Origin of the sequence: Kitasatospora sp. NPDC008050 (assembly GCF_042957465.1) — a bacterium.
Classification (GTDB): domain Bacteria; phylum Actinomycetota; class Actinomycetes; order Streptomycetales; family Streptomycetaceae; genus Kitasatospora.
Genome location: NZ_JBIBIJ010000013.1, coordinates 118,463 through 144,737 on the forward strand (window position 1 = coordinate 118,463; position 26,275 = coordinate 144,737).

Here is a 26,275-nt window from a genome sequence, read left to right on the forward strand (position 1 = left end):
CCTCCAGGGCCGACCCGCCGCCCAGTCTGACCACGGTCGACTGCGGTTTTCCCTAGGGCTTGGAGCCGGAGTCCCCGGGACGGGCGCGCCGGGCACCCCCGACGGGGTGCCCGGCGCGCCCGGCCTGCGGTTCGCTCACTCCACCGCTTCGGCGGCGCGCAGCCACTCCTCCACGAGCTGTGCCGTCCGCGCCGAGTCCTCCCGGATCATCGACAGGTGGTCCGCCTCGACCAGGCGCACCTCCGCGCCCGGGACCAGCTGGTCCTTCTCCTGCCGCGCCGGCGCGACCGGTTCGGCGCCGCCCGCCCCGCCGAGCAGCGGCCTGCCGCACTGGACCAGCAGGACGGGGGCCGTGGTGTGCCGCACCTCCAGTTGGTTCAGCAGGACCATCCAACGCCCCATCGCCGACAGCCTGGAGTTGGTCAGCCGCACCGGGGAGGCGTCCGCCTGGGTGAAGTTGAGCCGCATCAGGCCGGAGTAGTCGACGCCCTCGCCGGCGTTGTGCCGAAAGCTCAGGGTGTCCAGCAGGACCACGCCCGCGGGCCTGATCCCCCAGGTGCTCTCCAGCAGTCCGGCGGCCGCGTAGGCGAAGGAGCCGCCGGAGGAGTGGCCGACCAGGACGAAGGGGTGACCTTCGCTGGCCCGCAGCGCGCTCTCGGCGATCACCCGCACCGCGACCTCCGGCGAGGCCGGCAGCCGCTCGCCGGTGGCGAAGCCGACCAGCGGCAGCGCCGAGACGTCCCGGTCACCGCGGAAGTGCGCGGCGAGCCTGGCGTACTGGTGGATGCCGGCGTTGGCCGTCGGAGCGCTGACGCAGATCAGGCGCGGCTTGCGCGGGCCCTCGGCCAGCGTGGCCGCCCACGGCAGGTCCTCCAGCTCCGCGGTCGCCTCGAAGGTCGGGCGCAGCGCGGCCACGGTCGCCAGCATCCGCTGGGCCTCGCCGACCTTGCCCACCGCCAGGGCCTGCGTGAACAGCCGCTCCAGCGAGTCGATCTCCTGCCCGCCGCCCGGCAGCGCGACGGCCCCGTTCTCCGCCGCCTGCGGACCGGGCTGCGCGGACAGTTCGCTGCGCAGCCAGGCGGCCAGCTCGGTGGGCGTGCGGCTGTCGAAGACGACCGTCGCGGGCAGCCGCAGCCCGGTGACCGCGGCCAGCCGGTTGCGCAGTTCCACCGCCGTCAGGGAGTCGAAGCCCAGCTCGTAGAAGTCCCGCTCCGCCTCGACCGTGCTGGGCGAGGCGTGGCCGAGCACCGCGGCGATCTCGGCCCGGACGGTCTCGACCAGGAAGCGCTCCCGGTCCCGCTCGCCCAGCTCCAGCAGCTGCCGGCTGAAGCCGGCCGCCGCGGCCGCCCCGCCCGAGGCGCCGGCGGCGGTGCGCCGGGCGCTGCGGACCAGCCCGCGGAAGAGCGGCGGCACCTCGCCCTGCGGGCGCATCCCGCCCGCGGCCAGCCCGAGCGGGATGACCAGCGGTTCGGCGCAGCCGGTGGCCGACTCGAAGAGGGCCAGGCCCTGCTCGACCGAGAGCGGCGGCATGCCGCCGGACTGCATCCGGCGCATGTCGGTGTCGGTCAGCTCGCTGGTCATGCCGTCGTCCTGGACCCACGGACCCCAGGCGATCGAGGTGCCCGCCAGCCCCAGCGACCTGCGGTGCTCGGCGAGCGTGTCCAGGAAGGAGTTCGCCGCGGCGTAGTTGGCCTGTCCCGGGCTGCCCATGACGCCCGCGACGGAGGAGAAGGTGAGGAAGGCCGCCAGATCGAGGTGGCGGGTGAGCTCGTGCAGGTGCCAGGCCGCGTCCACCTTCGGCCGCAGCACGTCCGACAGGCGCTGCGGGGTCAGCGCGGTGACGATGCCGTCGTCGAGCACGCCGGCGGTGTGGATCACCGCGGTCAGCGGGTGCTCGGCGGGGAGGCCGGCCAGCAGCGCGGCCGCCGCCTCGCGGTCCGCCGTGTCGCAGGCCGCGACCGTCACCTGGGCGCCCATCGCCCGCAGTTCGGCGGTCAGCTCGGGCGCGCCGGGCGCCGCCGGGCCGCGCCGGCTGGTGAGCAGCAGGTGCCGCGGGCCGGAGCCGGCCAGCCGGCGGGCCAGGTGGCGGCCGAGCGCACCGGTCCCACCGGTGATCAGGACGGTTCCCTCCTGGTCCCAGCTCAGCAGCCGGCTTCCGGTGCCGGTGGTCAGCGCGGCCAGCCGCCCGACGCGCACCACGCCCTCGCGCACCGCGAACTGCGCCTCACCGGCGGCCAGCGGGCCGGCCAGGCCCGCCAGCGCCGCGCTGACGTCCTCGTCCTTCTCGACGTCGAGCAGCACGAACCGGTCCGGGTGCTCGGCGTGGGCCGAGCGGACCAGGCCCCAGGCGGAGCCGCCGGCCAGGTCCCGCACCGCCTCGCCGTCGGCGGCGCTGATCGCGTTGCGGGTCACGAACACCAGGCGCGAACGGGCGAACCGCTGCTGCGCGAGCCACTCCTGGACCAGTGCCAGGACCCGTGCCGTCAGCGCGTGCACGGCGGCGGGCACATCGTCGCCGGCCGGGGCCGGCAGGGCGGCCACCACCAGGTCCGGGACGCCCGCCCGGCCACGGGCCAGCTCCGCCAGGGAGCCGACCGAGTCACCCAGCCCGAACTCGTCGATCCCGAGTGCCACCGAACGCAGGGTGCCGGCGCCGGCGGTCTGCTCGACCGCGGGCCACTCCAGCCGGAACAGCGGCTCCCGGCCGCTCCTCGATCCGGCCGCCGCGAGGTCGGTGGCCGGGGCCCGCAGGGTCAGCGCCCGCACGTCGAGCACCGGTGCGCCCTCGGCGTCGATCGCCGTGACGGACACCGAGTCCTCGCCGAGCCGGGTCAGCCGCAGGCGCAGCGAGGCGGCGCCGCCGGCCCGCAGCGACACCTCGTGCCAGGTGTGCGGCAGCCAGATCCGCCCCTCCTCGCCCAGGCCGAGCAGCACGGCGGCCTGCAGCGCCGCGGCCAGCAGCGCCGGGTGGATGCCGAAGTATCGGGCGTCCTCGGCGAGTTCTCCTGGCAGTTCGGCCTCGACGAAGGCCTCCTCGCCGCGCACCCAGGCGGCCCGCAGGCCGTGGAACGCGGGTCCGTGGCCGGTCTCCCGGTGGAAGCCGTCCAGGTCGATCTCGGCCGCGCCGGCCGGCGGCCAGATCACGCCGTCGAGTTCGGCGGCCTGCTCGCCCGCCCCGGTGGCCAGGGTGCCGGTGGCGCAGCGCGTCCACGGCTCGTCCGGGGCGGCCTCGGCGGGGCGTGCGAAGCAGCTGACGCTGCGCAGCCCCGACGCGTCGGCCGCGCCGACCCAGACCTGGACCACCGGCTCCGCGTCCTCGGAGAGCGGCAGCGGCTCGGTCGTGGTGAAGTCCACGATCCGCTCGCAGCCGACCTGGTCCCCGGCCCGGATCGCCAGCTCCAGGAAGCCGGTGGCCGGGAAGAGGGCCTGCCCCTGGACCGTGTGGTCGAGCAGCCATGGGTGCACCCGCGGTGACAGGCGGCTGGTGAAGAGCACCCCGTCGGAGTCGGCCAGCGGCACGGCCGCGCCGAGCAGCGGGTGCTCCGCCGGCACCAGGCCGACCGAGGTCACGTCACCGGACAGGGCGGCCGGGCGCGGCCAGTAGCGCTCGTGCTGGAAAGCGTAGGTGGGCAGCTGCACGCGGCGGGCGCCGGTGCCGTCGAAGACCCGGGCCCAGTCGACGGGCACGCCCGCGACGTGCAGCCGGGCGAGGCCGGTGAGCAGGGCGGCCTCCTCACCGAGGTCCTTGCGCAGGACCGGGGCGGCCACGCTCGCCTGGTCGAGGGTCTGCTGGGCCAGGGCGGTCAGCACCCCGTCGGGGCCGAGCTCCAGGAAGGCGTTCGCGCCCGCGCCGGCCAACGCCCGCACCCCGTCGGCGAAGCGGACGGCCTCGCGCACGTGCCGGACCCAGTAATCCGGGGAGCACAGCTGCTCGGCCGTGGCCGAGGTGCCCGTCACGTTCGAGATCAGCGGGATCCGCGGCGCGCCGTACGACAGGCCCTCGACGACCGTGCGGAACTGCGCCAGCATCGGGTCCATCAGCGGCGAGTGGAAAGCGTGGCTGACCGACAGGCGGTTGGTCCTGCGGCCCTGGGCCGCGAAGCCTTCGGCGATGCGCAGGACTTCGGCCTCGGCGCCGGCCAGCACGAGCGCCGACGGACCGTTGATCGCCGCGATCGAGACCGATGCGCCGAGCAGCGGCAGGACTTCGTCCTCCGTCGCCTGGACCGCCACCATCGCACCGCCGGCGGGGAGTTCCTGCATCAGGCGGCCGCGGGCGGCCACCAGCGTGCAGGCATCGGCCAGCGAGAGGACGCCGGCCACATGCGCGGCCGCGACCTCGCCGATCGAGTGCCCGGCGACGAACTCCGGCCGGACGCCCAGGGATTCGACCAGCCGGAAGAGCGCCACCTCGACGGCGAACAGGCCGGCCTGGGCGTGCACGGTCCGGTCCAGCAGCTCGGCGTCGGTGCCCCAGACCACCTCGCGCACCATCGCGAAGCCCGGCTCCGCGCAGACCGCGTCGAAGGCGTCCGCGAACACCGGGAACCGGGCGTACAACTCCCGTCCCATGCCCAGGCGCTGCGAGCCCTGCCCGGAGAAGAGCACCGCCAGGGAGCGATCCGTGGCCGTGCCGCGCGCCACCTCGGCACCGTCCAGTGCCGCGTCAGGCAACTTTTGTCGCGACGGGGCGAAGGTTGCCCGACGCGGCACTAGCAGCACCGCCCGCTGTCCGAAGGCGCTGCGCCCCGCCAGCGACAACCCCACGTCGAGCGGCGACCGGTCGGCCGAGGCGACGACCTGTGCCACCCCTGCCAGTTGGGCGTCGAGCGCCGTCTCCGTCCGGCCCGAGACGATCCAGGGCACCGCGCCGGGTGTCAGGGCCGCCTGCTCGACCGTCTCCTCGACGGCCGGCGCCTGCTCGATGATCGTGTGCGCGTTGGTGCCGCTGATCCCGAAGGAGGACACGCCCGCCCGCCACGGCCGGCCCACCTCGGGCCAGGCCCGCGCCTCGGTCAGCAGCTCCACCGCACCGGCCGACCAGTCCACGTGCGAGGACGGCCGGTCGATGTGCAGCGACTTCGGCAGCATGCCGTGCCGCATCGCCAGCACCGTCTTGATCACACCCGCCACACCCGCCGCCGCCTGGGCGTGACCGATGTTCGACTTCAGCGACCCGAGCAGCAGCGGGCGCTGCGGGTCGCGGTCGCGGCCGTAGGTCGCCAGCAGCGCCTGGGCCTCGATCGGGTCGCCGAGCGAGGTGCCCGTGCCGTGGCCCTCGACCGCGTCCACCTCACCGGCCGTCAGACCGGCGCTCGCCAGCGCCTGGCGGATCACCCGCTGCTGGGACGGGCCGTTGGGCGCCGTGATGCCGTTGGACGCGCCGTCCTGGTTGACCGCGCTGCCGCGCACCACCGCGAGCACCTGGTGCCCGTTGCGCCGCGCGTCCGAGAGCCGCTCCAGCAGCAGCACGCCCACGCCCTCGGACCAGTTGGTGCCGTCGGCCGCGTCCGAATAGGCCTTGCACCGGCCGTCCGAGGCCAGTCCGCTCTGCACCGTGAACCCGGCGAAGCTCACCGGTGTGGTCATCACCGTGACGCCGCCCGCCAGAGCGAGCGAGCACTCGCCGTTGCGCAGCGCCTGGGTGGCCCAGTGCAGCGCCACCAGCGAGGAGGAGCACGCGGTGTCGACCGTGACGGCCGGGCCCTCCAGGCCGAGGGCGTACGAGATGCGGCCCGACAGCACGCTGGTGGCGAGGCCGGTGCCGGCGTGGCCTCCGATGTCCTCGCGCGAGTTCATCATGAGCGTCGCGTAGTCCAGGCCGTTGGTGCCGACGAACACACCGGTCCGGCTGCCCTGCAGCCGGACCGGGTCGATGCCGGCGCGCTCGATCGCCTCCCAGGAGGTCTCCAGCAGCAGCCGCTGCTGCGGGTCCATCGCCAGCGCCTCGCGCGGCGAGATCCCGAAGAACGGCGCGTCGAAGTCGGCGACGCCCTGCAGGAACCCGCCTTCGAGGGTCGCGCTGCGCCCGCGCCCGTTGCGGTCGCCGAGCAGCAGCGTGCGCAGGTCCCAGCCCCGGTCGTCGGGGAAGTCGCAGATCCCGTCGCGGCCCTCGGCGACCAGCTGCCACAGGTCCTCCGGCGAGGTGACCCCGCCCGGCAGCCGGCAGGCCATGCCGACGATCGCGATCGGGTCGTCGGCGACCGGGGCAGCGGGGAGCTGCCCGTCGGACCGGTCGTGCCGGTCGTGCCGGTCGTCCCGGTCGTGCCGGTCGTCCAGCAGTTCCGCCAGGAGGTGCCCGGCCAGGGCGGTCGAGGTCGGGTAGTCGAAGACGGAGGTGGCCGACAGCTTCACGCCCGTGGCCAGGTTCAGCCGGCCGGGCAGCTCGATCGCGGTCAGCGAGTCGAAGCCCAGGTCGCGGAACTTCCGGTCGGCTGCCACGGCCGCCTTGTCGGCGTACCCCAGCACCGCCGCCACCTGCGTGCGCACGAGGTCGGTCAGCACCGCGAGCCGTTCGGCCGGGCCGAGCAACCGCAGGCGTTGGGCGAGTTCCGAGGCGGTGGAGGCGAACTCCTGACGGGCCGCGTCCGCGTCCGCGATCGCCTGCCGAGCAGCCGGCAGCTCCTTCAGCAGCGGGTTGCCACGCAGACCGACCAGGGTGTCGAGGATCTGCGGCTGGCGCAGGTCGAGCACCACCAGCGTGGGCGCCGGCCGGGTGACGGCCTGCCGCAGCGCGGCCAGGGCCAGCTCGGGGTGGACCACCGGGACCGTGGTGCGGCGCGCCGGGCCGTCCTGCTCCCCGGCGGCCTCGGCCGCCTCCTCGCCGACCCACGCGCCCCAGGCCAGCGAGGTCGCGGCCAGGCCCTGCGCCCGGCGCCGCTGCGCCAGCGCGTCGACCACCGCGTTCGCGGCGGCCACCGCCGCCCGCCCGGGGGTGCCGACCGCACCGGCCACCGAGGAGAAGAGGACGAACGCGGAGAGCTCCCGGTCCCGCGTCAGCTCGTCCAGGTTGAGCGCCGACGCCACCTTCGACCGGTACACCGCGGCGATGCGCTCGGGCGTCAGGTCGTCCAGCACGCCGTCGTCGACGACCGCGGCCGCGTGCACCACCGCCGTGAGCGGCGCCTGCTGGGGGACCTCGCCGAGGACGGCCGCCAGCGCCGCGCGGTCCGCCGTGTCACAGGCGGCCACGGTCACCTCGGCACCCAGCAGGCGCAGTTCCGCCGCCAGTTCCGCCGCACCCGGCGCCTGCGGGCCGCGACGGCTCAGCAGCAGCAGGTGGCTCGCACCCGCGCCGGCCAGCCAGCGGGCCACCCGCCCGCCCCGGCCGCCGGTGCCGCCCGTGATCAGCACGGTGCCGCGGGCGGTGCCCGGGGTCCAGCCCGCGTCCGGGGAACCGGCGGGGGCGGGTACCAGCCGGCGGGCGTACACCGCGGCGGACCGCACGGCGAGCTGGTCCTCACCGTCGAGGCCCGCCAGCACTCCGGCGAACCGCTGCGCCGCCCGCTGGTCGAACACGTCCGGCAGGTCGATCAGGCCACCCCACTGCTGGGGGTGTTCCAGCGCCGCGACCCGGCCCAGCCCCCACACCCCGGCCTGCGCCGGGGCCTGGGGGGACTCGCTGCTGCCGACTGCCACCGCACCGCGCGTCACGCACCACAGCGGCGCCGTGATCCCGGCATCCCGCAGGGCCTGGAGCAGGACCGCGGTCGAGACGACCGCGGCGGGCTCGCCGACACCGGTCGGCGCCGCGGTCGCGAGCAGCGAGACGACGCCCGCGAACTGCTGGTCAGGCGCGGGACGTTCGCGCAGCTGGGCGACCAGCGCGGAGCTGTCCGGGGTCGACCCGGCGGTCTCGGGGGTATCGGGGGTATCGGGGGTATCGGGGGACCCGGCGGTCTCGGAGGTCTCGGAGGTCTCGACGGTGAGGCGGAGCGCCTGCGGTCCGACGGCCTCGGTCACGGCCGCCGTCCACGCCTCGTCGGCGCAGTGCGCCGGGACGACGACCAGCCACGCACCGCCGGGCCGGAGCACGGACACTCCCGACAGCGGCTGCCACGACTCGTGGAAGCGCAGCGCGTCCAGCAGCGACTGATCACGGCGGTGGCGCCGCCAGGAGGACAGCGCGGGCAGCACAGCGCCGAGGGCCTCGGTGTCCACGTCGAGGTCCGCCGCGAGCGCGTCCAGGGCCTCGCCGTCCACGGCGGCCCAGAACCGTGCGTCGAGCGGGTCCTCGCCGCCGCCCTGCGCCCGGTCCGCGGCCGGGCGGGTGTCCGGCCAGTAGCGCTCGTGCTGGAAGGCGTAGGTGGGGAGCACGGTGCGGCGGGCGCCGGTGCCGGCGAAGACCCGGGCCCAGTCGACGGCGACGCCCGCGACGTGCAGCCGGGCGAGGCCGGTGAGCAGGGTGCTCTCCTCGGCGCGGTCCTTGCGCAGGACCGGGGCGGCCACGCTGTGCTCGTCCAGGCTCTGCCGGGCCAGGGCGGTGAGCACCCCGTCGGGGCCGAGCTCCAGGAAGGCGTTCGCGCCCGCGTCGGCCATCGCCCGCACGCCGTCGGCGAAGCGGACCGCCTCGCGCACGTGCCGGACCCAGTACTCCGGGGAGCACAGCAGCTCGGGCGTCGCGATGGCACCGGTCAGATTCGACACCAGCGGGATCTGCGGCGCGCCGTACGAAAGGCGCTCGACGACCGTGCGGAACTCCGCCAGCATCGGGTCCATCAGCGGCGAGTGGAAAGCGTGGCCGACCGGCAGCGGGGTGGTCCTGCGGCCCAGCTGCTCCACGTGGGCGCGGACTGCCGCCACGGCCTCCTGCGCGCCGGAGACGACCACGGACGACGGCCCGTTGACAGCTGCGATGGACACCCACTCGCCGAGCAGCGGAAGGACTTCGGACTCGGTTGCTTCGAGCGCGACCATCGCACCGCCGGCCGGGAGCGCCTGCATCAGGCGACCACGGGCGGCCACCAGGGCGCAGGCGTCGGCCAGCGAGAGGACGCCGGCCACATGCGCGGCGGCGACCTCACCGATGGAGTGCCCGGCGACGAACTGCGGCCGCACGCCCAGGGATTCGACCAGCCGGAAGAGCGCCACCTCCACGGCGAACAGCCCGGCCTGCGCGTGCACGGTCCGGTCCAGCAGCTCGGCGTCAGTACCCCACAGCACCTCGCGCACCGACGCGAAGTCCGGCTCCGCGCAGACCGCGTCGAAGGCGTCCGCGAACACCGGGAACCGGGCGTACAACTCCCGCCCCAAGCCCAGACGTTGCGTGCCCTGTCCGGAGAAGAGCACCACCAGGGAGCGATCCGCTGCCGTCCCGCGCGCCACCTCGGCGCCATCCAGCAGCACCGCCCGGCACTCGAAGGCCGTGCGCTCCGCCAGCGACAACCCCACGTCGACCGGCGACAGTTCGGTCAGGGCAGCGGCCCGTGCCAGCTGCGCGTCCAACGCCGCCTCGGACTTGCCCGACACGACCCAGGGCACCACCGCGGGCGTCAGGACCGACTGGTCGGCCGCCTGCTCGACGGCCGGTGCCTGCTCGACGATCACATGCGCGTTCGTCCCGCTGATCCCGAACGCCGACACCGCCGCCCGACGGGGCTCCTCGCCCTGCGGCCACGTCACCGCCTCCGTCAGCAGCTCCACCGCACCGGCCGACCAGTCGACGTGCGAGGACGGCTGGTCGATGTGCAGCGACTTCGGCAGCACACCGTGCCGCATCGCCATGACCATCTTGATCACACCCGCCGCACCCGCGGCCGCCTGCGTGTGACCGATGTTCGACTTCAGCGAACCGAGCAGCAACGGCCGCCCCTCCGCCCGCTCCTGGCCGTACGTCGCCAGCAGCGCCTGCGCCTCGATCGGGTCGCCCAGCGTGGTGCCCGTGCCGTGGCCCTCGACCGCGTCCACCTCACCGGCCGCCAGACCGGCGTTCGCCAGTGCCTGGCGGATCACCCGCTGCTGCGAAGGCCCGTTCGGCGCGGTCAGGCCGTTGGACGCACCGTCCTGGTTCACCGCGCTGCCGCGCACCACCGCCAAGATCTCGTGCCCGTTGCGCCGGGCATCCGAGAGCCGCTCCAGCACCAGCACACCGACACCCTCGGACCACCCCGTGCCGTCCGCCGCCTCCGCGAACGCCTTGCACCGGCCGTCCGAGGCCAACCCGCCCTGCCGGGTGAAACCCGGGAAGCCCAGCGAGGAGGACATCACCGTAACGCCACCCGCCAGGGCGAGCGAGCACTCGCCGCTGCGCAGCGACTGGGCGGCGAGGTGCATCGCCACCAGCGAGGACGAGCAGGCCGTGTCGACGGTGACCGCCGGGCCCTCCAGCCCGAAGGTGTACGAGACGCGACCGGAGACCACACTGGCGGCGAGACCCGTACTGGCGTGCCCCTCGATGTCCTCCCGGGAGTTCATCACCAGCATGAGGTAGTCCTGGCCGCCGGTCCCGACGAAGACACCGGTCGCGCTGCCGCGCAGGCTCGCGGGGTCGATCGCGGCGCGCTCGATCGCCTCCCAGGAGGTCTCCAGGAGCAGGCGCTGCTGCGGGTCCATCGCCATCGCCTCACGCGGCGAGATCCCGAAGAAGCCGGCGTCGAACTCGGCCACTCCGTGCAGGAATCCGCCCTTGGCCGTGGCGCTGCGGCCGCGGCCGTCCTGGCCACCACGCTGCAGCGTGTCCAGGTCCCAGCCCCGGTCGGCGGGGAAGTCGGCGATCCCCTCCCGGCCTTCGAGGACCAGCCGCCAGAGCTCCTCCGGGGAGGCGATCCCGCCCGGCAGGCGGCAGGCCATGCCGACGATCGCGACGGGGTCGTCCGAGAGCCCCGCCGCCACGGCCGTGGGGATGGTCACGTCACCGTGCTCGTCGAGCAGTTCGGCGAGCAGGTGCTCGGCGAGGACGGTGGGGGTGGGGTAGTCGAAGACCAGGGTGGCCGGCAGGCGCAGTCCGGTGACCGAGGTCATCCGGTTGCGCAGTTCGAGCGCGGTCAGCGAGTCCAGGCCCAGGTCGTGGAAGTCCCGTTCGGCGCCGATGGCCTGCGCGGAGGCGTGCCCCAGCACGGAGGCGGCCTCGGCGCGGACCAGGTCGACCAGGTGACGGATCCGCTCGGTCTCCCGCAGTTCCCACAGCCGGGCGGTGAGCGCCAGCGCCGTTCCGGCCCCGCCTGCGGTGGTGGCGGCCATCCGCCGCCCGCCCCGGACCAGGCCGCGGAACATGGTCGGCACCTCGCCCCGCGGACGCGGTGTGCCCGCGGTCGCGAGCGGGCCGAGCGCGACCAGGAAGGGGTCGTCGGTTGCGGTGGCGGCGTCGAGGAGGGCCAGGCCCTGCGCGACGGTGAGCGGCGGGACACCGGAGGCGGCGATCCGCCGCATCTCCGCCTCGGAGAGCGTCCCCGTCATACCGGCCGAGGGCGCCCAGGCACCCCAGGCCAGCGACTGCGCCGCCAAACCACGCGAGGCACGGAACTGCGCGAGCGAGTCCAGGAAGACGTTACCCGCCGCATAGTTCCCCTGACCCGCACTGCCCATCACCCCCGAAACCGAGGAGAACAACACGAACGCCGACAGGCCCAAGTGCTCCGTCAACTCGTGCAGATACCAGGCCGCATCCACCTTCGGCCGCAGCACCGCCGACAACCGCTCCGCAGTCAGCGCGGTCACCACCCCGTCGTCGAGCACACCCGCCGTGTGCACCACCGCCACCAGATCACCCACCTCCGCCAACACCCCGGCCAACGCCCCACGATCCGCCACATCACACGCAACCACCGCCACCTCCGCACCCAACCCCGACAACTCCGCCCGCAACCCCACCGCCCCCGGCGCGTCCAGCCCCCGCCGGGACACCAACAACAACTTCCGAACCCCATGCTCGACCACCAGATGCCGGGCCACCTCACGACCCAGACCACCCGTCCCACCCGTCACCAACACCGTCCCCGGCACACCCCACACCGACGACCCCGCATCACCGGCCGCCAGCCGAGCCAACCGACCCACCCGCACCACACCACCACGCACCACCACCTGCGACTCGCCCGCCGCCAACACCCCGGCGACCGGCAACTCACCGTCACCGTCCAAGTCCACCAGCAGGAACCGGCCCGGGTTCTCCGACTCCGCCGACCGCACCAGACCCCACACCGCGCCGGCCGCCAGATCCCGCACCGTCTCGCCCGCATCGGCCCGCACCGCGTTGCGCGTCACGAACACCAGCCGCGCCCGCCGCTCCCCCGCCAGCCACTCCCGCACCAACCCCAGTACCCATGCCGCCAGTTCATGCGCCTCACCCGCCACGTCGATGCCCGCGCCCGACACCGGAACCACCACCAGCTCCGCGTCCGCCGGCACATCCGCCAGGTACGACACCTCGGCACCCAGCGTCACGCACCGGGCCGTTCCCACCACCTGACGCGCCGTGGCCGGCACCCACTCCAGCCGCAGCAACCCGTCCCGGCCGGCGTCGGCCAGGGACAGGGGCGACGCCGACGCGGCCCCGAGGGCGAGGCTCTCCACCGAGAGCACCGGCGCGCCCTCGACATCGACCACCGCGAGCGACACCGCGTCCTCGCCGGCCCGGACGATCCGCGCCCGCACCACCGACGCACCCGCCGCATGCAGCGACACACCGTCCCACGCCACCGGCACGAGATCCTCGTCGGCGGCTCGCACCACCGCCGCGAGCAACGCCGGGTGGATCCCGTACTGCTGGGCATCCCGGGCCGTCTCGCCCGCCAGCCGGGCCTCGACGTAGATCTCCTCACCCTGGTGCCATACCGTTGCTGACGGATCGTCAGTGACGATGGCCGCGCCACGTGGCGGCCACGGCGCCGCGTCGAAGTCCGCGATCCGCTCCCCCGTGACCAGCAGACCGGAGGCATGCTCGGTCCACGGGCCCTCCACGACGTCACCGCGCGAGAAGAGCCGCACCGTTCGCGCACCCGCCTCGTCGGGCGCGCCCAGCCACACCTGGACCGTCACCGCGCTGTCCTCGGCCAGCACCAGCGGCGCGGTCAGCGCGAACTGCTCGACACGGTCGCAGCCGACGAAGTCACCGGCCCGGACGGCCAGTTCCAGGAAGCCCGTCGCCGGGAAGGACACCACCCCGGCCACGGTGTGTTCGGCCAGCCACGGGTGTGCCGTCGGCGACAGCCGTCCGGTGAAGAGCACGCCCTCGGAGTTCGCCAGGGCAACGGTCGCGCCGAGCAGCGGGTGCTCTGCGGGCAGCAGCCCCGCGCCGGTCACGTCACCCCGGTGTGCGGCAGGCCTCGGCCAGTACTTCTCGTGCTGGAAAGGGTAGGTGGGGACGTCGGTCCGGCGGGCGCCGGTGACCGTGAAGAGCTCCGCCCAGTCGACGGCCACGCCCGACACGTGCAGCCGGGCCAGAGCCGTGACCAGGGCGCTCTCCTCGGCGCGCCCCTTGCGAAGGACCGGTTCCGCCACCGTGTCCTGGTCCAGCGTCAGCTGCACCAGGCCCGTCAGCACCCCGTCGGGGCCGAGCTCCAGGAACGCGTTCGCGCCCGCGTCGGCCATCGCCCGCACGCCGTCGGCGAAGCGGACCGCCTCGCGCACGTGCCGGACCCAGTACTCCGGCGAACACACCAGCTCGGGCGACGCGATGGCACCGGTCAGATTCGACACCAGCGCGATCCCCGGCGCGCCGTACGACAGCCCCTCGACCACCGCGCGGAACTCCGCCAGCATCGGATCCATCAACGGCGAGTGGAAAGCGTGACTCACCGCGAGACGAGCCGTCTTCCGCCCCTGCGCGGCAAATCCCTCAGCGATCCGCAACACCTGCGCCTCGGCACCGGACACAACCACGGACGACGGACCGTTGACAGCCGCGATCGACACCAACTCACCCAGCAGCGGCAGCACCTCCTCCTCGGTCGCCCGCACCGCCACCATCGCACCACCAGCCGGCAACGCCTCCATCAACCGACCACGCGCAGCCACCAACGCACACGCATCCGCCAACGAGAAGACCCCGGCCACATGCGCGGCCGCCACCTCACCAATCGAATGCCCACCCACGAACTCCACCCGCACACCCAACGACTCGACCAACCGGAACAACGCCACCTCGACCGCGAACAACCCCGCCTGGGCATGCACCGTCCGCTCCAGCAACTCGACGTCCGCGCCCCAGACCACCTCCCGCACCGACGCGAACCCCGGCTCCGCACACACCGCATCGAAAGCCTCGGCGAACACCGGGAACCGGGCATACAACTCCCGCCCCATCCCCAGACGCTGCGCGCCCTGCCCCGAGAACAGCACCGCCAACGAACGCTCACCGGCCCGCCCCCGCGCCACCTCCACACCGTCCACCAGCACCGCCCGGCACCCGAACGCCGTCCGCCCCGCCAACGACAACCCCACATCCACCGGCGACCGCCCGGCCAGCGTGGACACCCGCCCCAACTGCGCGTCCAACGCAGCCTCCGTCCGGCCCGACACCACCCACGGCACCACCGAGGGCACCACCACAGACGGCTCGGCCACCTCCTCCACGACCGGCGCCTGCTCCACGATCACATGCGCGTTCGTCCCACTGATACCGAACGCCGACACCGCCGCCCGCCGCGGCCCCTCGCCCTGCGGCCACGCCACTGTCTCCGTCAGCAGCTCCACCGCACCGGCCGACCAGTCGACGTGCGAGGACGGCCGGTCGATGTGCAGCGACTTCGGCAGCATGCCGTGCCGCATCGCCAGCACCGTCTTGATCACACCCGCCACACCCGCGGCCGCCTGCGTGTGACCGATGTTCGACTTCAGCGAACCGAGCAGCAACGGCCGCTCCGCAGAGTGCTCCTGGCCGTAGGTCGCCAGCAGCGCCTGCGCCTCGATCGGGTCACCCAGCGGCGTCCCCGTCCCGTGCCCCTCCACCACATCGACATCCGCCGCCGTCAGACCGGCGCTCACCAGCGCCTGCCGGATCACCCGCTGCTGCGAAGGCCCGTTCGGCGCGGTGAGGCCGTTGGACGCGCCGTCCTGGTTCACCGCGCTGCCGCGCACCACCGCCAACACCTCGTGCCCGTTGCGCCGGGCATCCGAGAGCCGCTCCAGCACCAGCACGCCGACACCCTCGGACCACCCCGTGCCGTCCGCCGCCTCCGCGAACGCCTTGCACCGGCCGTCCGAGGCCAACCCGCCCTGCCGGGTGAAACCCGAGAAGCTCATCGGGGTCGAGAGCACCGTCACGCCACCCGCCAGCGCCAGCGTGCACTCGCCGGACCGCAGCGAGTGCGCGGCGAGGTGCAGAGCGACCAGGGAGGACGAGCAGGCCGTGTCCAGCGTGACCGCCGGGCCCTCCAGACCCAGCGCGTAGGAGATCCGGCCCGACAGCACGCTCGCCGTGAGCCCGGTCGTGGCGTGGCCTTCGACGTCCTCCAGGGAGTTCATCACCACACCGACGTAGTCCACCCCGGCTGTGCCGACGAAGACACCGGTCCGGCTGCCGCGCAGCGTCACCGGGTCGATGCCGACCCGCTCGAAGGCCTCCCACGAGGTCTCCAGCAGCAGCCGCTGCTGCGGGTCCATCGCCATGGCCTCACGCGGCGAGATCCCGAAGAACTCCGCGTCGAAGGCACTCGCGTCGACGAAGCCGCCCTCCAGCGCCGCGCTGCTGCCGTCCCCGTCACCGGCCAGGGCCGCCAGGTTCCAGCCGCGGTCCGTGGGGAACGCCGCGACTCCGTCCCGCCCCTCGGCGAGCAGCTGCCAGAGGTCCTCCGGGGAGCCCACCCCGCCCGGCAGCCGGCACGCCATGCCGACGATGGCGATCGGCTCCTGCTTGCCCGACTCGACCTCCAGCAACCGTTGGCGGGTCTGGTGCAGGTCCGCCGTGACCCACTTGAGGTAGTCAACGAGCTTGCTGTCGTTCGGCATGGTGGAGAGGAACCTTCCTGTGGTGGTGAGGACCGGATCAGCGGTCGCTCAGACGGCCGAGCTCGTTGTCGATGAATGCGAGAACCTCGTCCGCGCTCGCGGACTCCATCCGTTCGGCGACGCTGCTCGCCGAGGTGTCCAGCTCGTTGCCCTGCAAGCTCTCCAGCATCCGGCGCAGGCGGACGGAGAGCGCGGCCTTGGTCACCTCGTCCGGCACCTCTGCCGTCAGCGCGGCGCTCAGGCGGTCGAGTTCCGTCAGTACTGCGTACTCGTCGGCCGCGCCGTGCTCGTTCAGCAGACCGGCGAGCAGGTGCTCGGCGAGGACGGCGGGGGTCGGGTAGTCGAAGACCAGGGTGGCCGGCAGGCGCAGCCCGGTGACCGAGGTCAGCCGGTTGCGCAGCTCCACAGCCGTCAGCGAGTCGAAGCCCAGGTCCCGGAACTCGCGTGCCGGGTCGACGGACTTGGCGGAGGCGTGCCCCAGGACGGAGGCGCCCTCGGTCCGGATCAGGTCGATGACAGCGCGAAGGCGCTCGCCCTCCCGCATGCCGCGCAGCCGGGCCGCGAGGGCCACGGACGTCGCGGCCCCACCTCCCCCGCTCGCCGCCGTCCGCCGGGTACCCCGGACCAGGCCGCGCAGCAGCGCGGGGACCGGCCCCTGCATGCGCACGGCGCCGGAGGCCCGGCCGATCGCGACCAGGTAGGGCTCGTCGGTTGCGGTGGCGGCGTCGAGGAGGGCCAGGCCCTGCGCGACGGTGAGCGGCGGGACACCGGAGGCAGCGATCCGCCGCATCTCCGCCTCGGAGAGCGTCCCCGTCATACCGGCGGACTGAGCCCAGGCACCCCAGGCCAGCGACTGCGCCGCCAAACCACGCGAGGCACGGAACTGCGCGAGCGAGTCCAGGAAGACGTTACCCGCCGCATAGTTCCCCTGACCCGCACTGCCCATCACCCCCGAAACCGAGGAGAACAACACGAACGCCGACAGGCCCAAGTGCTCCGTCAACTCGTGCAGATACCAGGCCGCATCCACCTTCGGCCGCAGCACACCCGACAACCGCTCCGGAGTCAACGAGGTCACCACCCCGTCGTCCAGCACACCCGCGGTGTGCACCACCGCCACCAGATCACCCACCTCTGCCAGCACCCCGGCCAACGCCCCACGATCCGCCACATCACACGCGACCACCGCCACCCCCGCACCCAACCCCGACAACTCCGCCCGCAACCCCACCGCACCCGGCGCCTCCAACCCCCGCCGAGACACCAACAACAACTTCCGAACCCCGTGCTCGACCACCAGATGCCGGGCCACCTCACGACCCAGACCACCCGTCCCACCCGTCACCAACACCGTCCCCGGCACACCCCACACCGACACCCCCGCATCACCGGCCGCCAGCCGAGCCAACCGACCCACCCGCACCACACCACCACGCACCACGAACTGCGACTCACCGGCAGCCAGCAGCGGAGCGAGGCCCTCCAACAGGCCCGCCACCTCCGCCTCCGTCTCCTGCTCGACATCCACCAGCACGAACCGCTCAGGATTCTCCGACTGCGCCGACCGCACCAGACCCCACACCGCACCAGCCGCCAGATCCCGCACCACCTCACCCGCCCCAGCCGCCACCGCACCACGCGTCACGAACACCAACCGCTCCCCCGCAGCCCCCTCCCCCGCCAGCCACTCCTGCACCAACCCCAGCACCCGCACCGTGAGTTCATGCACACCACCCGGAACCTCCAGCTCCGCCCCCGACACCGGAACCACCACCAGCGACGGCGACTCACCACCCGGCACCCCAACACGCACCACCCCGGACGCGGCCGGACGCGACACGGCCGGCACCCACTCCAGCCGCAGCAACCCGTCGCGGCTGCCATCGGTGGCGGAGCCAACCGTGGCCGCTGGTGCGGACAGTGCGAGCGACGCGACCGACAGCACCGGAGCACCGTCGGCGTCGACCGCCGCCACGGCGACCGAGTCCTCGCCGAGCTTCACCACGCGGAGCCGGAGCACGGACGCACCGGTCGCATACAGCTCCACCCCGGCCCAGGCGGAGGGCACCAGGCGCTCGCTGTCGTCGACTCCGGCGAAGCCCACGGCCTGCACGGCCGCCTCCAGCAGAGCCGGGTGCAGACCGAACGCCCGCGCCTCGTCCGCCCGGCCGGACAGCGCCGCCTCGACGAACACCTCGTCACCGCGTTGCCACACCGACCGCAGCGTCCGGAATGCCTCTCCGCTCTCCGTCGGCTCGTAGAAGCCCTCCAGGTCCACCGCTCGGGCATCGTGGGGCGGCCAGACCGAGGCGTCGAAGGCCGATGCCGGCAACGCGTCCGGGGCCATCTGCGCGTCCGGGGCCAGCGCGCCACTGGCATGGCAGATCCACGGAGCGTCCGGCGCGCCGTCCGGGCGCGCGTAGCACCGCAGCGCACGGAGACCGGCCTCGTCGGGGGCTGCGACCGAGACCTGCAGCACGGTGGCCGCGTCCTCGGAGAGCAGCAGCGGCTCGGCCAGGGTCAGCTCCTCGACCCGGTCGCAGCCCACCTGGTCACCGGCCCGGATCGCCAACTCCAGGAAGGCGGTGGCCGGGAGGGCCATCGCCCCGCCGAGCCGGTGGTCACGGAGCCAGGGCTGAGCGTCGACCGACAGTCGGCCGGTCAGCAGCACGGCCTGCGTGTCGGCCACCGAGACCGCCGCCCCGAGCAGTGGGTGCTCGGCCGGGGTGAGACCCGCACCGCTCACATCGCCGCTCCGTGCGGCCGGGACGGGCCAGTAGCGCTCGCGCTGGAAGGCGTAGGTGGGCAGACCGACCCGGCGGGCGCCGGTGCCGGTGAAGAACGCGGTCCAGTCGACGGCCACACCCGCCACGTGCAGGCGGGCCAGGCCCGTGACCAGAGCCGCCTCCTCACCGGTGTCCTTGCGCAGCACGGGGACGGCCAGCTCCTCCTGATCGAGCGTCAGCTCGGTCAGGCCGGTCAGCACCCCGTCGGGGCCGAGCTCCAGGAACGCCGAAGCGCCCGCGTCGGCCAACGCCCGCACCCCGTCCGCGAAGCGGACCGTCTCCCGGACATGCCGCACCCAGTACTCCGGCGAACACACCAGCTCGGGCGACGCGATGGCACCGGTCACGTTCGACACCAGCGCGATCCCCGGCGCGCCGAACGACAGGCCCTCGACGACCGCGCGGAACTCCGCCAGCATCGGATCCATCAACGGCGAGTGGAAGGCGTGGCTCACCGCGAGACGCGTGGTCCTGCGACGCTTGCTCTCGAAGTACGCGCGGATGGTCTCCACCGCGTCGCCGGCGCCGGAGACGACCACGGACGACGGTCCGTTGACGGCCGCGACCGAAACGAAATCCCCGAGCAGCGGCAGGACTTCGTCCTCGGTCGCCTGCACCGCCAGCATCGCGCCACCGGTCGGCAGCGCCTGCATCAGGCGACCACGCGCGGCCACCAGCACACACGCATCCGCCAGCGAGAAGACCCCGGCGACGTGCGCGGCAGCGACCTCGCCGATCGAGTGCCCGGACACGAACTCCGGCCGGACGCCGAGGGATTCGACCAGCCGGAAGAGCGCCACCTCGACCGCGAACAGGCCCGTCTGAGCATGCACCGTCCGGTCCAGCAGTTCGGCGTCCGTGCCCCAGACCACCTCGCGCACCGACGCGAACCCCGGCTCCGCGCAGACCGCGTCGAAAGCTTCGGCGAACACCGGGAACCGGGCGTACAACTCCCGCCCCATGCCGAGGCGCTGCGCACCCTGGCCCGAGAAGAGCACGGCCGGCGAACGCTCGCCGCGCCGGCCGCGCGCCACCTCGACGCCGTCCAGGAGCACCGCCCGGTACTCGAAGGCCGTGCGCCCCGCCAGCGACAACCCCACGTCGAGCGGCGACAGTTCGGTCAGGGCAGCAGCCCGCGCCAGCTGGGCGTCCAGGGCCGCCTCGGACTTTCCGGACACCACCCATGGCACTGCCGGAACCACCGGCACCAGCGACGCCACGACGCCCTCCGCCGCCGCCTCCACGACGGGCGCCTGCTCGACGATCACATGCGCGTTCGTCCCGCTCAGCCCGAACGAGGAGACGCCCGCTCGCCAGGGCCGGTCCACCGCAGGCCACGGGGTCGGCTCGGTCAGCAGGGCGACCGCGCCCTGGACCCAGTCGACGTGCGAGGACGGCGCGTCCACGTGCAGCGTCTTCGGCAGCACCCCGTGCCGCATCGCCATGACCATCTTGATCACACCGGCGACACCGGCCGCCGCCTGGGTGTGCCCGATGTTGGACTTGATCGAGCCCAGGTGGAGCGGCCGCTCCCGCTCCTGACCGTAGGTCGCCAGCAGCGCCTGGGCCTCGATCGGGTCACCCAGCGGCGTCCCGGTCCCGTGCCCCTCCACCGCATCGACATCCACCGCCGCCAGGCCGGCACCGGCCAGCGCCTGCCGGATCACCCGCTGCTGCGAGGGCCCGTTCGGCGCGGTGAGGCCGTTGGACGCGCCGTCCTGGTTCACCGCGCTGCCGCGCACCACCGCGAGCACCGGATGCCCGTTGCGCCGGGCGTCCGACAGCCGCTCCAGCACCAGCACACCCACACCCTCGGACCACCCCGTGCCGTCCGCCGCCTCCGCGAACGCCTTGCACCGGCCGTCCGAGGCCAGCCCGCCCTGCCGGGTGAAACCCAGAAAGCTCATCGGCGTGGAGAGCACCGTCACGCCGCCCGCCAGCGCCAGCGAGGACTCACCGCTGCGCAGCGACCGGGCGGCCAGGTGCAGCGCGACCAGGGAGGACGAGCAGGCCGTGTCCAGCGTGACCGCCGGGCCCTCCAGGCCGAAGGTGTAGGAGACCCGTCCCGAGATCACGCTGTTCGCAAGTCCCGTGCTGGCGTGGCCTTCCACGTCCTCACGGGAGTTCAGCACGAGCGAGGCGTAGTCCTGGCCCGTGCTGCCGACGAAGACACCGGTCCGGCTGCCGCGCAGCGTCACCGGGTCGATGCCCGCCTGCTCGAACGCCTCCCAGGACGTCTCCAGCAGCAGCCGCTGCTGCGGGTCCATCGCCAGCGCCTCACGCGGCGAGATCCCGAAGATGTCCGCATCGAACTCGGCCAGCCCGGTGAGGAATCCACCGCGCCGGGTCGCGCTGACACTGCGGCTGTCCGCACCGGCACCGCCGAAGAGCGCGGCCAGGTCCCAGCCCCGGTCGGTGGGGAAGTCCACCATCCCCTCGCGACCGTCGAGCAGCAGCTGCCACAGCTCTTCGGGAGTCTCCACGCCACCTGGCATCCGGCAGGCCATTCCGACGATGGCCACCGGCTCGTCGATCTCCTGCGGAACCCCCTCATGCGTGTTCGACTCCCCCTGCTCGTCGAGCAGTTCGGCGAGCAGGTGCTCGGCGAGGACGGCGGGGGTCGGGTAGTCGAAGACCAGGGTGGCCGGCAGGCGCAGCCCGGTGACGGAGGTCAGCCGGTTGCGCAGCTCCACGGCCGTCAGCGAGTCGAAGCCCAGGTCCCGGAACTCGCGCCCCGCGTCGACGGCCTTGGCCGAGGCGTGCCCCAGCACGGACGCGGCCTCGGTGCGGACCAGGTCCGCGACGAAGCGGTCCCGCTCCCCGTCCCGCAGTCCCCGCAGCCGGGCCGCCAGGGCGGCAGCCGTGCCGGCCCCGCCCACCGTGGTCGCCGACCGCCGCCGCGCACCACGGACCAGGTTGCGGAAGAGCGAGGGCACCTCGCGGTGCGGCTGCGCGGTTCCAGTGAGCCGCCCCAGGGGCACCAGGAAGGGCTCGTCGGTTGCGGTGGCGGCGTCGAGGAGGGCCAGGCCCTGCGCGACGGTGAGCGGCGGGACACCGGAGGCGGCGATCCGCCGCATCTCCGCCTCGGAGAGCGTCCCCGTCATACCGGCGGACTGAGCCCAGGCGCCCCAGGCCAGCGACTGCGCCGCCAAACCACGCGAGGCGCGGAACTGCGCGAGCGAGTCCAGGAAGACGTTACCCGCCGCATAGTTCCCCTGCCCCGCACTGCCCATCACCCCCGAAACCGAGGAGAACAACACGAACGCCGACAGGCCCAAGTGCTCGGTCAACTCGTGCAGATACCAGGCCGCATCCACCTTCGGCCGCAGCACCGCCGACAACCGCTCCGGAGTCAGCGCGGTCACCACACCGTCGTCCAGCACACCCGCCGTGTGCACCACCGCCACCAGATCACCCACCCCCGCCAACACCCCGGCCAACGCCCCACGATCCGCCACATCACACGCAACCACCGCCACCTCGGCACCCAACCCCGACAACTCCGCCCGCAACCCCACCGCACCCGGCGCCTCCAACCCCCGCCGGGACACCAACAACAACTTCCGAACCCCATGCTCGACCACCAGATGCCGGGCCACCTCACGACCCAGACCACCCGTCCCACCCGTCACCAACACCGTCCCCGGCACACCCCACACCGACAACCCCACATCACCGGCCGCCAGCCGAGCCAACCGACCCACCCGCACCACACCACCACGCACCACGAACTGCGACTCACCGGCAGCCAGCAGCGGAGCGAGGCCCTCCAACAGGCCCGCCACCTCCGCCTCCGTCTCCTGCTCGACATCCACCAGCACGAACCGCTCAGGATTCTCCGACTGCGCCGACCGCACCAGACCCCACACCGCACCAGCCGCCAGATCCCGCACCACCTCACCCTCCCCAGCCGCCACCGCACCACGCGTCACAAACACCAACCGCTCCCCCGCAGCCCCCTCCCCCGCCAGCCACTCCTGCACCAACCCCAGCACCCGCACCGTGAGTTCATGCACACCACCCGGAACCTCCAGCTCCGCCCCCGACACCGGAACCACCACCAGCGACGGCGACTCGCCACCCGGCACCCCAACACGCACCACCCCGGACGCGGCCGGACGCGACACGGCCGGCACCCACTCCAGCCGCAGCAACCCGTCCTGCGCGGAAGTCCGCCCTCCCGACCGGACACCCAGCGTGAGCGATTCCACCGAGAGCACCGGCGCGCCCTCGACATCGACCACCGCGAGCGAGACCGCATCCTCACCGGCCCGGACGATCCGCGCCCGCACCACCGGCGCACCCGCCGCATGCAGCGACACACCGCCCCACGCCACCGGCGCCAGTTCGCCGCAGACCTCCCCGAGCACCACCGCCAACAGCGCCGGATGGACGCCGTACCGGCCCGCGTCGCGCGCGGCCGCACCCTCCAACGCAGCCTCGACGAAGGTCTCCTCACCCCTCCGCCAGACCGACATCGACGCACCGTCGGACACGGCGACCGCACCGCGCGGCGGCCATACCGACGCGTCGAAGTCGGCGATCCGCTCCCCCACCGCCAGGGTTCCCGAGGCATGCTCGGTCCAGGGGCCGTCCAGCGCCCCCTCGCCGCGCGAGTAGAAGCTCAGCGTGCGCGCACCCGTCCCATCGGGTGCGCCCACCCGCACCTGGACCATCACGCCGTCGCGCTCCGGGAGCACCAGGGGTGCGGTGAGCGACAGCTCCGCGACCCGGTCGCAGCCGACGTGGTCGCCCACGCGGATGGCCAGCTCCAGGAAGCCGGTGGCCGGGAAGGTCACCTCGCCGTCCACGGCGTACTCCGCCAGCCATGGGTGGGTCCGGGAGGAGAGCCTGCTGGTGAACACCACCGCGTCGGACCCGGCCAGCGGGATCGCCGCACCCAACAGCGGGTGCTCGGCATTGAAGAGTCCCACGGCCGTCACGTCGCCCACGGCCGGCGCCAAGGTCGGCCAGTGGCGCTCGTGTTGGAAGGCGTAGGTGGGCAGGTCGACCCGGCGCGCGCCGGTGCCGTCGAAGACCCGGGCCCAGTCGACGGCCACGCCCGACACGTGCAGCCGGGCCAGAGCCGTGACCAGGGCGCTCTCCTCGGCGCGCCCCTTGCGAAGGACCGGTTCCGCCACCGTGTCCTGGTCCAGCGTCAGCTGCACCAGGCCGGTCAGCACCCCGTCGGGGCCGAGCTCCAGGAACGCCGAGGCGCCCTCAGCCGCCAACGCCCGCACGCCGTCCGAAAAGCGAACGGCCTCCCGGACATGCCGCACCCAGTACTCCGGCGAACACACCAGCTCGGGCGTCGCCAGCTCACCCGTCACATTCGACACCAGCGCGATCCCCGGCGCACTGTACGACAGCCCCTCGACCACCGCACGGAACTCCGCCAGCATCGGATCCATCAACGGCGAGTGGAAAGCGTGACTCACCGCGAGACGAGCCGTCTTCCGCCCCTGCGCGGCAAATCCCTCAGCGATCCGCAACACCTGCGCCTCGGCACCGGACACGACCACGGACAACGGACCGTTGACAGCCGCGATCGACACCACCTCACCCAGCAGCGGCAGCACCTCCTCCTCGGTCGCCCGCACCGCCACCATCGCACCACCAGCCGGCAACGCCTCCATCAACCGACCACGCGCAGCCACCAACGCACACGCATCCGCCAACGAGAAGACCCCGGCCACATGCGCGGCCGCCACCTCACCAATCGAATGCCCACCCACGAACTCCGCCCGCACACCCAACGACTCGACCAACCGGAACAACGCCACCTCGACCGCGAACAACCCCGCCTGGGCATGCACCGTCCGCTCCAGCAACTCGACGTCCGCGCCCCAGACCACCTCCCGCACCGACGCGAACCCCGGCTCCGCACACACCGCATCGAACGCCTCGGCGAACACCGGGAACCGGGCATACAACTCCCGCCCCATCCCCAGACGCTGCGCGCCCTGCCCCGAGAACAGCACCGCCAACGAACGCTCACCGGCCCGCCCCCGCGCCACCTCCACACCGTCCACCAGCACCGCCCGGCACCAGAACGCCGTCCGCCCCGCCAACGACAACCCCACATCCACCGGCGACCGCCCGGCCAGCGTGGACACCCGCCCCAACTGCGCGTCCAACGCAGCCTCCGTCCGGCCCGACACCACCCACGGCACCACCCCCGGCGCTGCGGCAACCTCCGTATCCACCTCCCCGACGACCGGCGCCTGCTCCACGATCACATGCGCGTTCGTCCCACTGATACCGAACGAGGACACCCCGGCCCGCCGCACCCGACCCACCTCGGGCCAAGCCCGCGCCTCCCGCGTCAGCAGCTCGACCGCACCGGCCGACCAGTCGACGTGCGAGGACGGCGCGTCCACGTGCAGCGTCTTCGGCAGCACCCCGTGCCGCATCGCCATGACCATCTTGATCACACCGGCGACACCGGCCGCCGCCTGCGCATGACCGATGTTCGACTTGATCGAGCCCAGATAGAGCGGGTGTTCGCGCTCCTGGCCGTAGGTCGCCAGCAGCGCCTGCGCCTCGATCGGGTCACCCAGCGGCGTCCCCGTCCCGTGCCCCTCCACCACATCGACATCCGCCGCCGTCAGACCGGCACCGGCCAGCGCCTGCCGGATCACCCGCTGCTGCGAGGGCCCGTTCGGCGCCGTGAAGCCGTTGGACGCACCGTCCTGGTTCACCGCGCTGCCGCGCACCACCGCCAACACCTCGTGCCCGTTGCGCCGGGCATCCGAGAGCCGCTCCAGCACCAGCACACCGGCACCCTCGGACCACCCCGTGCCGTCCGCCGCCTCCGCGAACGCCTTGCACCGGCCGTCCGAGGCCAACCCGCCCTGCCGGCTGAACTCCAGCAGGGAGCCGGGCGTCGACATGACGTTGACGCCGCCGGCCAGCGCGAGCGAGCACTCGCCGGACCGCAGGGACTGCACCGCCCAGTGCAGGGCGACCAGGGAGGACGAGCAGGCCGTGTCGACCGTGACGGCGGGGCCTTCGAGCCCCAGCTCGTAGGAGATGCGGCCGGAGGCGGCGCTGGCCGCGATTCCGGTGCCGATGTCGCCGGTGGCGTCGTCCAGGCCCCGGACCAGGAGGTAGGCGTAGTCCTGGCCGTTGGTGCCGACGAAGACACCGGTCCGGCTGCCGCGCAGCGTCACCGGGTCGATCCCGGCCCGCTCGAAGGCCTCCCACGAGGTCTCCAGCAGCAGCCGCTGCTGCGGGTCCATGGTGACGGCCTCGCGCGGCGAGATGCCGAAGAAGTCGGCGTCGAAGCCGGCCACGGAGTCGAGGAAGCCGCCGCGGCGGCTGACGCTGGTGCCCCGTTCGTCGACCCCGGCCGTGCGGAGGGCGTCGAGATCCCAGCCTCGGTCGGCCGGGAAGCCGGACATCGCGTCGGTGCCGGCCGCCACCAGCTCCCAGAGGTCCTCCGGGGATGCCACCCCACCGGGGTACCGGCAGCCGATCCCGACCACGGCGATGGGTTCGGTCGCCGCGGCGACGAGGCTCCGGTTCTGGCGCCGGAGCCGTTCGGTCTCCTTCATCGAGGACCGGAGGGCTTCGACAACCTTGTCGGTGGGTGTGGTCATGGT

At 73.7% G+C, this 26,275-nt stretch carries 2 protein-coding genes; both read right to left on the reverse strand.

Annotated elements, in window-relative coordinates; genetic code table 11:
- Positions 1 to 135: 135 nt before the first annotated feature.
- Positions 136 to 15,885 (reverse strand): type I polyketide synthase, encoded by a 15,750-nt coding sequence (locus tag ACFZB9_RS24645; RefSeq protein WP_391450483.1) that lies wholly within the window; start codon positions 15,883 to 15,885, stop codon positions 136 to 138.
- A 37-nt stretch (positions 15,886 to 15,922) separates the two neighbouring features.
- A complete protein-coding gene (locus ACFZB9_RS24650) occupies positions 15,923 to 26,272 on the reverse strand; it encodes an SDR family NAD(P)-dependent oxidoreductase (protein ID WP_391450486.1) in 10,350 nt (3,449 codons plus the stop codon).
- Positions 26,273 to 26,275 lie beyond the last annotated feature (3 nt).